The organism is Enterococcus sp. 5B3_DIV0040, assembly GCF_002140755.1.
GTDB classification, from domain to species: domain Bacteria; phylum Bacillota; class Bacilli; order Lactobacillales; family Enterococcaceae; genus Enterococcus_D; species Enterococcus_D casseliflavus.
Window position 1 is genome coordinate 2,586,298 of the sequence record NZ_NGLC01000001.1, and the last position, 9,507, is coordinate 2,595,804.

The window sequence follows — 9,507 nt, forward strand, 5'->3', positions numbered from 1 at the left end:
CTTTAGAATTGTAGGAAGAATAATTATGTAACCAAATAGGGAGGTAAAATATATCATCTTCTTATATTTACTCTCTGTATTGTAATTTTACTGCTTCTACTCCTTCTATGGATATCAGGAAAAAAATAAAAAAAGGCGGTTAAAGAAATGAACAACACAGAAAAAACTACACAATTATTGAATATATAGATTAAAAATCTAGAAAATATTAAAGCTCGTTTAGAGGTTGAAAGCGGAAATACTGAATCATTTAATTCTGTAAATGAATAGCGGGATAATATATCAATGAAATTTGAACGAACTCCTGCTTTTAAAAGATCTTTAAAACGATATAAGAAAAAACATTACGATTAATAAAGTACGTACTGTAGTTGAATATATTATTGAAAACAATACTGATGTAATAAAAAACAAAAAATACAATGATCATTCACTTACTAGTTCTTAGCAAGGATATAGGAAACTTCACATTGAATCAGATTGGCTCCTAACATATAATTATTAACAATGCAATAACATTAGTTCTCACTAGAATGGGAAAACATGATGATTTCATATAAATAGACGATGTAATTGTTATAATACGATTTAATTCAGAATCTATTTATGGAAAAATGCAATCTGTTACAGCTTATGGGGGCGCAGTTAAACTTGTTTAGCTTGGAGGAATCGATTATGCTATCATTAATGAATCTAGATCATAAAACAATTTTAGGATTATGTAGAGTCCTTATCGTAGGACTTTTGCTTTTATGGTTTCTATACAAGGATAAAAATAAAAAACAATAAATATGACCAAAAACCAAATCCAATAAAAAATATACAAAAAACAGCTCAACCGCCTATATATTCCAAAAATATTTAAGAATCGATCCCGTTACCGGAAAACAAATAAAGACTACACTAAAAGGATTCTCAACGATAAAAGAAGCAACGATTGCTTTAACTAGGCTAGAAATGGAATTGAACCTCTCATGACTAAAGTCACGAGATTCTTGGGAATAGAGCATACTTGCAAGCGTATTTCTTTACTCACAGAGGTTTCTCTTATTTACCAAACTATCCCCGTAGTTCCTACGGTTTTTGATGATTGGATCTAACTAATCCCATGGAATGTAATCTTAGACCTTCGGTCAGAATATTGATACTAGCATTGATATCTCGGTCATGATGAGCATGACAAACAGGACAAGTCCATTCTCGAATTAAAATCACGGGTATTCTCGGCTAGTTCATAAAAGATTACGTACTATCAGAACAATCACCCCTCCAGACATATGAAAAAGTATTGCTCGATTGGTCTGAATTAGTTTATAAGCAAAAAGTCAAAGAAAATATCTTATGAAACACTCGTTTCATCTTCGATAAATATATCTTACCAGCATTAGAAAATTAAATAATGAAAGAGCGAAGGTTGTAAGCGAGTGGTGAGCCTTTCTAAGGCTGTTAAAAAATCAACCGTCTTCACAAGTGAAGATTTACTAATGACTTTAGTCTTTATCAATCACTACACTATAGAATCCTCCTCCACCCTTCTATTCTGAGCCAGAATGTGGTTCATTCTGACCCAGCTTTAATTTTGCACAACTCATTAGACTTATTGACAAAGAGCACTTAGTTGAAGCTGCCAACTCTGTAAAAAACTATCTTCCTGAATATAAAGCTTTTTATCAAAGCAAATGTAAAGAGGTCCCAAAACATAAACACAAACGAGCACTCGTCTTAACCGCAAGAAACTTTACGCGTTTGGTGGATACGCTACTACGTAAACATCAACTATACACGCCACCAAGGAGCGTGATAGATAAATAACATTCTGTTATTGACGCAAACCTTTGAAATACCCCGAAAAAAATTAATTTTGGCCGGGGCTAGTTAAGTGCGCTTCAAAACAGGTTACACAATAAAAATATTCTCAATCTTCAACTTGACTTATTGCCATTAGACTTATTGACAAAGAGCCCCTATTCTTTAATTTTAAAGGTCTTTGGCGCGAATCGAATGATCAGTACATATCCAACAAAAACATAGAGTAATAAGACAGTCGAGACAACGATCGAGTAAGCAAATCCAGAAACATGCAGGCGCAGGTTAATATAGCTGATCCAATACAATGCTCCACTGACAAATTTGTAGACCGGATTGACCACTCTCATGTCCCCAGTAAAAGGTTGTAGCAAGTAATAGATAAATAATTCATGAAATGAGAACAATGCTGTCAAACTCGTCAATAATAAAAATAAGACCCCAATGAAATACCAGCTAGCTTGCAATCCATTTAGCAAGTCCCATAATAAGAAGCCGCCAAAAATACTTCCCGCAAAGACTCCGTTGTAAAACATTGATTTGATAAAACGGTAATTAAACCCACTGAGGATCGTTTCTTTCTTCCGATAAAAAGGATAGTAAAGCATGGAGATGTCACAGTTAACAAAAACCATTTGGACGATTGCTTTTCCCAATGAACCAAAATACATAACTAAAAATAGAGCTGGCAGTAGTGCTGTCAGATCCTCTTCATTAGGATATGGAACAATCTTCAAAAAGGATAATAAAATCAATCCTAGAAATAGAATAGACACAATACCGACACGGTTCAGCAATTTTTTGCGCAACAGTTTACGGTATCTTTGAAAGAGCAATCCGTTGAGGTATTCTGATCCTTGCAAATGAGTGAGTGGCTTCTCCTGATCCAAAGAAAGTTTTTTCTGCATTTCAATCCCTTCATTGAGATATTGACTTGAATCTGAACTGATGGTTTCTAGCACACTAAATTGCTGATAGCTTTTTTCAACAGAATAAAGGAAAAAATCATTTTCTTGTGTAAAGTGTTTTAGGTAGTAAAAACAGCCAGTGCTGGCAATCAGAAAGAACGCCAAAAGTCCCAACCCGAATGTCATAGTTGGAATAATCTGTTGAAGCAATAAGCCGTAGAGCGATGCTAAAGTCAGCATAGACATGGCTAGTCGCCAACCGATGCGCCAGCCACTGCCCCATTGATTTTGGAATCCCCAGCGAATTAGACTGGCAGCTGCCACACAAGCAAAGCCAGCACCAAAGATACCAACGAGGGTTAGCCAACTATTGCCAGCAAAAAAGCTGTACAACAAAAATGCTGGTAGATAATAAATAATGGATTGGATCGTCTTAAAGAAAAGATTCATTCGCAAATACTGTCGTTTTGACACCATGAAGTAATCCGTGAATTCAATCGCTTTTTGATCTAATGTAAATGAGAACAAAGAAAAAAAATTGCTGGCTAGTGCAACGACCACTAGCCAAGTATAAAAACCAGCAATCATTATTTGTTCTTCAAACTGATCAAAAGAGCCAAATAAATTCTCCCAACCATGAAAAGCAACCAAAGCAATTGCATAATAAAAAAGCAGCCAAATAATTTTTGTGAAAAATGGCAAGATCAAGCGCAAGCTAAATAATACAGTAAAAAGCATTTTTTTGAGACCGTATTGCCCATAAAGATCATGAGGAAGATGTTTTCCAATCAAAGGAATTTTGGTCAAAAAATAGAGAAATCCATTCGCTTTCGTTGAAAAAATCGTCTCTTCATAAAGCCAATAAAGTTTAATCCATTGCAGCATCGGGCTCCCCCTCCGTCAGCAAAGTAACGATTTCTTTCTCAAAATCTGGTTCATGAATGTGAGAAGGATCAATCCCGGTCAATTGATGATTATTTAGTAGGACCACTTCATCACATAAATCTTGTGCAAGCTGTAAAATATGAGTGGAAAACAGTATGATCGAATCCTCTTTTGCTGATCGGATCATTTGTTTGATTTCATGGGCAGCTACAACATCGAAAGAAGTCAATGGTTCATCAAACAACATGATTGGTGGCTGCACCATCAAAGAAAGAAGCATTTGTACTTTGTTTTTCATGCCATGGGAATAATCTTTCATTAAAAGATGCTGCTCTTCTGAAGAAATTCCTACAGACATTAAAAATTCTTCTGGAGAAAGCGACTGTTTGATGCGCTCCCGATTGACATCCATAAAAAAGCGCAAAAACTCAATCGCCGTCATAAAACCTGGCAGATGCGGTTGCGTGAATGTAAATCCGACATCTGTATTTTCATAGATTCGTTGATTGCCGTCTTCAACTAAATAAATACTCCCGCTATCAACGGTCATATTCCGAGCGATACATTGGAATAACGTCGTTTTCCCTGCCCCATTGCGCCCTAAGATACCATAGATTTTTCCGGTTTCAAATTGATAACTTGCCTGATCAAAAATTTGTTTCTTGTCAAAGCTTTTGGAAATAGCATTAATCTCTAAAATCAAAAAATTCTCCTTTCATTCTATGAAACACATACCAATATTACAACAACCATATTATCATATGTAACAATATGGTTGTTGTAATAATATATTGAAAACCTAAACACTTTTAACTAGTTATTCCACGCTTATTTAAATTCCTATTTTTATAGTTTTTCTTTTTTAGAGTCAGAAATATAAAATATCTCAGAAAAGTCAATATCTATCAATTTAACACAGAGTGTTAATTATTCTTTTTCAGAAATTCCTCGATAAACCAATAAATGTTGAGACAATATTTTTAAATGAACTGGTAAAGAATCTCCTTCATCCCCATCAACATTAGTTGCCAGTCGCTCTTCATTTTTAAGTGCTATTTTTCCTTCGGAAAATGTTAGATAAGCTAAATTATTCGTGGAATTATCTACTCCCTTTAACAAGTCTGGTACGGCTTTAACCGTATCCCATAAGGATTGATCTTTGATATAAATCAAGTGGAGTTTACCATCATTTACTTCGGCTTCTGGTAAAAGTGATTCAAATCCACCAATAGAATTAGTTAAACCAATTAAGAGTGTACTACTCTCTATAGTCTCTTCTTTTCCATCTAAATTTAAGTGAAATGAATACGATTGTGTATTCGCTAATTCTTTTGCGGCAGAAACAAAATAAGCCAATTTTCCTAGTTTTGTTTTATCTTCTACATCAACGTTATTAACTGCTTCAGGGATCGTTCCGATTGCTACAACATTCATAAAATAGCTATCATTGATTTTTCCAATATCCAAATCTGTTGTTTGATTTATGTCAAATTCTTGAATTGCTTCTTCTGGATCTAATGAAATATTCAATGCTCTTGCTAAGTCGTTGACGGTTCCTAAAGGAAAAAAACCAAATTTAGGACGATACTCTTGTTCTGCTAATCCACTAATCCCTTCGTTAACCGTTCCATCTCCTCCCATAACAAAAACACTATCCATTTGTTGTTTTGCTGCTTCATAAGCAAACTGTTTAGCGTCACCTTGTTTTTCTGTCTCTTTTACGATTACTTGATCAAAAAAACTGTTTAATTTCTTTTCTGCTAATTCTTTAAATTCTTTGGCTTTTTCTCCGCCAGAACTAGGATTTACAATTAATAATGCTTGTTTCATTAAAATCAACCTTTCAATTTATTTTTAGTATTTCAAAATCGTTTCTATTTTTTATTATTACAGAACTACACGCCGATATTTATAATATTGAATCTAGCCAACAAAAAATCACTTTTCAATTATCATATAATGCCTAATCATGTATATCTATTACTAAGTATACCAACCAAAATAAGTGTTTCAAGTTTCATCGGGTATCTAAAAGAGAAACTCGGGCTGATAATATTCAACAAATATGCAAATTTAAAATACAATCTTGAAAATCATCATTTTTAGACAGAGGGATATTATTCAAGAACAGTTAAACTTAACAAAACAACAATAAAAAATATATTTCGGAACAAAAAAGCTTGATATGGAAGTAGCCAAACTAAGTATTCTATAATGATTCTTTAAGCGTTAAAAATAATATAACTCCCTCTTAAGAGGGAGCGAAAGTGCTAAAGCGACTTGAAACACGAGCTAGTGTGAGAAACATTATCTGTGTTGTTTTATTTTTTATAAGAAAACATCCATGCAACTCCAACAAGTATAATCACACCAATGATAACACTATACACATTTGTTTTCTCACCTGTCTTAGGAAAAGAACCTTTAACATTCTTTTGAGACTGATTCATTTTGCGTGTATTGACAATTCTTGATGAAGATGAATTCGAGCTATTTCCATTCTTTACTTTCATCTGGTATTCCTGTTTGTCCATTATTCTTATTATTAGGCAGTTTCAAAATTTTTCCCCTATTGCGTTCTTTAGGTTCAGTTTCATTGGTCACAATCAATTTATTTTCTATCTGTTTAACTGTATCCTCTTCATCGTATTTAATAACAGTTATTCTACCATCTTTATCAACTGTAAAATGAATATCAGTTACTTTCAAATATCCTTCTGGCGCACTCACTTCATGCAAGATATAATTACCATTAGAAGAACTATATCATTTATCGTCAAAGGTTGTTCAAAATCCCAACCACCAAGATTAATAACTTCTCCTGTCGTTTCAAAGGTTGTAATTACTGCACCTTTTAACTCATTTCCCAAAATATCTTGCTTGTGAAACAAAATAGGAGGGAGGTCTCCTAAATATCTGTTTTTATCAACAGGTACTATTTATACTAAATCGATTATTATCAACTAAATCTGTATCTTGAATTACTACCTGTTTAGAATCTGTATCTACCAGATCATCCTTAGACGTTATAGTTAGAAAAACTCCATATTCCCCTAGGAGTAACCCATTACTTACATCAACTACTACTTTTTCACTTCCTTCTCCGATATCTGATGCCAAAAACTCTTTAGAAAAAGTTGCTTGGTGATCTCCTATAACATCACTTTATAACTTATAAATTTGGGCAGTGACATCATAAACTTTTTTTGATTCCAACCCCGAATAGCGAAACTCAATAGGTAGATCAAACGGATCAGTCAGATTTCCATCATAACTATAAGGAACATATGAGGTATTAATTTTAACCAAATCTACTGAGGGAAAAACGGGTATTTCTGCACCTAATGCTTTGATTTGAAAAAACAAACTAATTAAACATGTAACAAAAAAATACTATTCTATTATTTATTCTTTTGTACATTTAAAAATCCTCTCCTCTTTTTTTGAAGTTCTAACTATAAAAAACTGCCTATATTTGATAATTCGAAACAACCCCCTTTTCTATATAAGGAAATTATGAGACTTTAAATATATACTACCCGTAACGCTAGTTAATTTTCTTCTAATAAAAAATGTCTTAAGGCATTGACAAATCAACAAAATATGCTAAGCATTAAAATTAACTAGCATTATGGTTAATATGTTAATTATTATACATTTAATATGAATATATTATCGATGCTAACTGGTACCAAAAGGCTCCAAAAACATTAACACGATAAAAGATTGAATAACTTGAATATCAATTAATACCATAAAAAATAGACAAAATATTACGTACCAAGTGTTACTTATCTTTTTCTATTTAAAGTTGAAACAATATTGGACAAGTCTAATCGAATTAACTGTCCATCTTTGACAAATCCCTCTTCTCTACCTTTTAAATATCCTACTAATTTATTTTTCATTTCATAAATAATAGATTCGTATTTTATATCATTATATAGGTTTTTCATCTCATTTGGATCATTTATCATATCAAATAATTGATACGTATTTTTTACGGGAAACCATATAAATTTCCATTTCTCCGTTAATATATATTGACTAGAATCTATACCTAAACTATGCTCTCCATGAATTTCTCGCCGCCACCCCTCATAGTTTCCAAAGAGCAACTGTCTAACACTTTTTCCATCCGTATCCACACACTGTCCCAATGCTAAATCAACTAGTGAAGGAAATACGTCCTGTATTTTTACAAGTTCTTTAATTTCATGTTTTTTTGCCGCGATCAAATCTCCTGGATCGTAAATAAACGACGGAATACAAATACTCCCTTGGTAAGGATATCCTTTTCTGAATAAATAATGTTCTCCTAATTGATCTCCATGATCTGAAATAAACCAAATGATTGTATCTTTATCATGTCTAAATTCTTTTAAAGCCATTAAAAAGCGATTAATTTGATGGTCTATGTGAGAAATAAGTCCATAATATCCAGCAAGCATTCTTCTTTGAGCATCCTCTTGTAATTTCCCTCTTAAAGCACAAACATCGGGAACAATATGTTCTAATTTCTCCCAATTACCAATATGCAAATCTAGAGAGTCTGGTAATCTATCCATATACATGTCAAAATAATATTTGGGTGGATTCAATGGAGCGTGAGGTTTCTCAAATGATAATTTTAAGAAAAATGGTACTGTAGGATCTTTCCGCCTTAAAAAATTTATTCCTTCTGAAACCACCCAATTTGTTGGGTGAAATTTTTCAGGATACATCCAAGGTCGAGCTTCCCAGGAATTACAATTTAAACCATCATCAATCAAATCTGCATCTGAGCCCAATGATTCTTTTAGAAACATTAAGTAATCACTAGAGTATTCAAACTGCTCTCCATAAGATTTGTCATACTTTCGATCAACATGAAGATACCCGTCATGCAATAGTACATGATCAAATCCCAAACGTTTTCTTGAAGGATACACATGCATTTTCCCAATACACTCAGTTTGATATCCCTGTTCTTTAAAAACTTCTGGAAGAGTATTTTTAAAATCCCATGGAATCTCATCTTCATAACCTACCCTTCCCGAAGTTTCTTGATCTAATCCTGTTAATAATGCTGCTCTTGCTGGAACACAACTTGGAACAGGCGAATAACAATTCTCAAAATTATATCCTTGACTAGCCATCATATCTAATGTAGGCGTACTAATGAATTTATCTTGACTATTCAAAGATAACGCATCTGCCCTCATCTGATCTACTACAATTAAAACAACATTAGGTTGATCCTTTTTCATATTAAAAACTCCAATCATTAAAATAATCAAACAACCTCTCTTGATTTAAAAAGTTAAAATTCCTTTTGAAAGGATATTTTTTTATGATGAGCAAAAATTTAAATGGCATAACAATTCTTTTATGGCGGATGATTGATTACTTAAGAACACTTTATACTAAAATAAACCTTGATATCAAAAATCTCTAAATTTTTTGTCAATATAAAATATTATTCTTTAGATTTCTAAATACTATAATAACTATATCTTCTTTTTACTTAGCAAACAGTTTCATTATTAGCCATCTTTACAAATGGTAAATAAATCAATGTAGCTAAAATTAAATTAATTATTGATAAAATAATTGATCTCCAATCAAATCCTGTCGAAAAGAATCCATATAAAATCGGTGGCATCACCCAAGTTACATTTTGTGTTACTGGAGAGACTAATCCTAAATCTGTTGCTAAATATGCAAGCCCAGCCATAATTACAGGACACAAAATTTTAGGTATAAATAAAATAGGATTTAATACAGTAGGTAATCCGTACATTACCGGTTCTCCAATATTAAAAAGGCATGGAACTATTCCCAATTTAGCAACTTCTTTATAATGACTATTTTTTGATACCCAAAAAATCGCAATTAATAAACCTAAAGTTGCATACCAGACAAACGA

Annotated in this window: 8 protein-coding genes and 3 pseudogenes; 3 read left to right on the forward strand and 8 right to left on the reverse strand. The window is 32.7% G+C overall.

Annotated features, from left to right (window positions below; genetic code table 11):
- The first annotated feature begins 846 nt into the window (after positions 1-846).
- Complete coding sequence (locus A5883_RS12015) at positions 847-978, forward strand: Arm DNA-binding domain-containing protein (RefSeq protein ID WP_086338744.1); 132 nt, start codon at positions 847-849, stop codon at positions 976-978.
- A 96-nt stretch (positions 979-1,074) separates the two neighbouring features.
- Here A5883_RS12015 and A5883_RS12020 read toward each other — a convergent pair.
- A pseudogene (locus A5883_RS12020) lies at positions 1,075-1,206 on the reverse strand (zinc ribbon domain-containing protein); the annotation flags it as partial.
- 405 nt (positions 1,207-1,611) lie between these two features.
- On the opposite strand from A5883_RS12020, the pseudogene A5883_RS12025 reads away from it, so the two are divergent.
- Positions 1,612-1,812, forward strand: a pseudogene (locus tag A5883_RS12025) (IS110 family transposase); the annotation flags it as partial.
- A gap of 152 nt (positions 1,813-1,964) precedes the next feature.
- Here A5883_RS12025 and A5883_RS12030 read toward each other — a convergent pair.
- From A5883_RS12030 to A5883_RS12040, 3 genes are all read right to left on the reverse strand, one after another.
- On the reverse strand, positions 1,965-3,599 hold the full coding sequence (locus A5883_RS12030; RefSeq protein ID WP_086338660.1) for a hypothetical protein: 1,635 nt from the start codon (positions 3,597-3,599) through the stop codon (positions 1,965-1,967).
- Complete coding sequence (locus A5883_RS12035; RefSeq protein ID WP_086338661.1) at positions 3,583-4,302, reverse strand: ABC transporter ATP-binding protein; 720 nt, start codon at positions 4,300-4,302, stop codon at positions 3,583-3,585. The genes A5883_RS12030 and A5883_RS12035 overlap by 17 nt, the downstream gene beginning before the upstream one ends.
- A 224-nt stretch (positions 4,303-4,526) precedes the next feature.
- Positions 4,527-5,429, reverse strand: coding sequence for a diacylglycerol/lipid kinase family protein (locus A5883_RS12040; RefSeq protein ID WP_086338662.1), 903 nt, complete (start codon positions 5,427-5,429; stop codon positions 4,527-4,529).
- Positions 5,430-5,552: 123 nt separating this feature from the next.
- On the opposite strand from A5883_RS12040, the pseudogene A5883_RS19520 reads away from it, so the two are divergent.
- Positions 5,553-5,794: pseudogene (locus A5883_RS19520) on the forward strand (transposase); the annotation flags it as partial.
- A gap of 126 nt (positions 5,795-5,920) precedes the next feature.
- Here A5883_RS19520 and A5883_RS19730 read toward each other — a convergent pair.
- The 4 genes from A5883_RS19730 to A5883_RS12070 form a co-directional block, all read right to left on the reverse strand.
- Complete coding sequence (locus tag A5883_RS19730; RefSeq protein WP_086338663.1) at positions 5,921-6,133, reverse strand: LPXTG cell wall anchor domain-containing protein; 213 nt, start codon at positions 6,131-6,133, stop codon at positions 5,921-5,923.
- Entirely contained in the window at positions 6,090-6,329 is a 240-nt protein-coding gene (locus A5883_RS12055) for a hypothetical protein (RefSeq protein WP_441316251.1), read from the reverse strand. Before A5883_RS12055 ends, A5883_RS19730 begins: the two co-directional genes overlap by 44 nt.
- Positions 6,330-7,390: 1,061 nt before the next feature.
- Positions 7,391-8,848 carry an arylsulfatase gene (locus A5883_RS12065; RefSeq protein ID WP_086338666.1) on the reverse strand — a complete coding sequence of 486 codons (1,458 nt, stop codon included), beginning with the start codon at positions 8,846-8,848 and terminating at the stop codon, positions 7,391-7,393.
- 257 nt (positions 8,849-9,105) lie between these two features.
- Positions 9,106-9,507: PTS transporter subunit EIIC (locus tag A5883_RS12070; RefSeq protein ID WP_141108421.1), on the reverse strand; the 402-nt coding region annotated here is incomplete at its 5' end.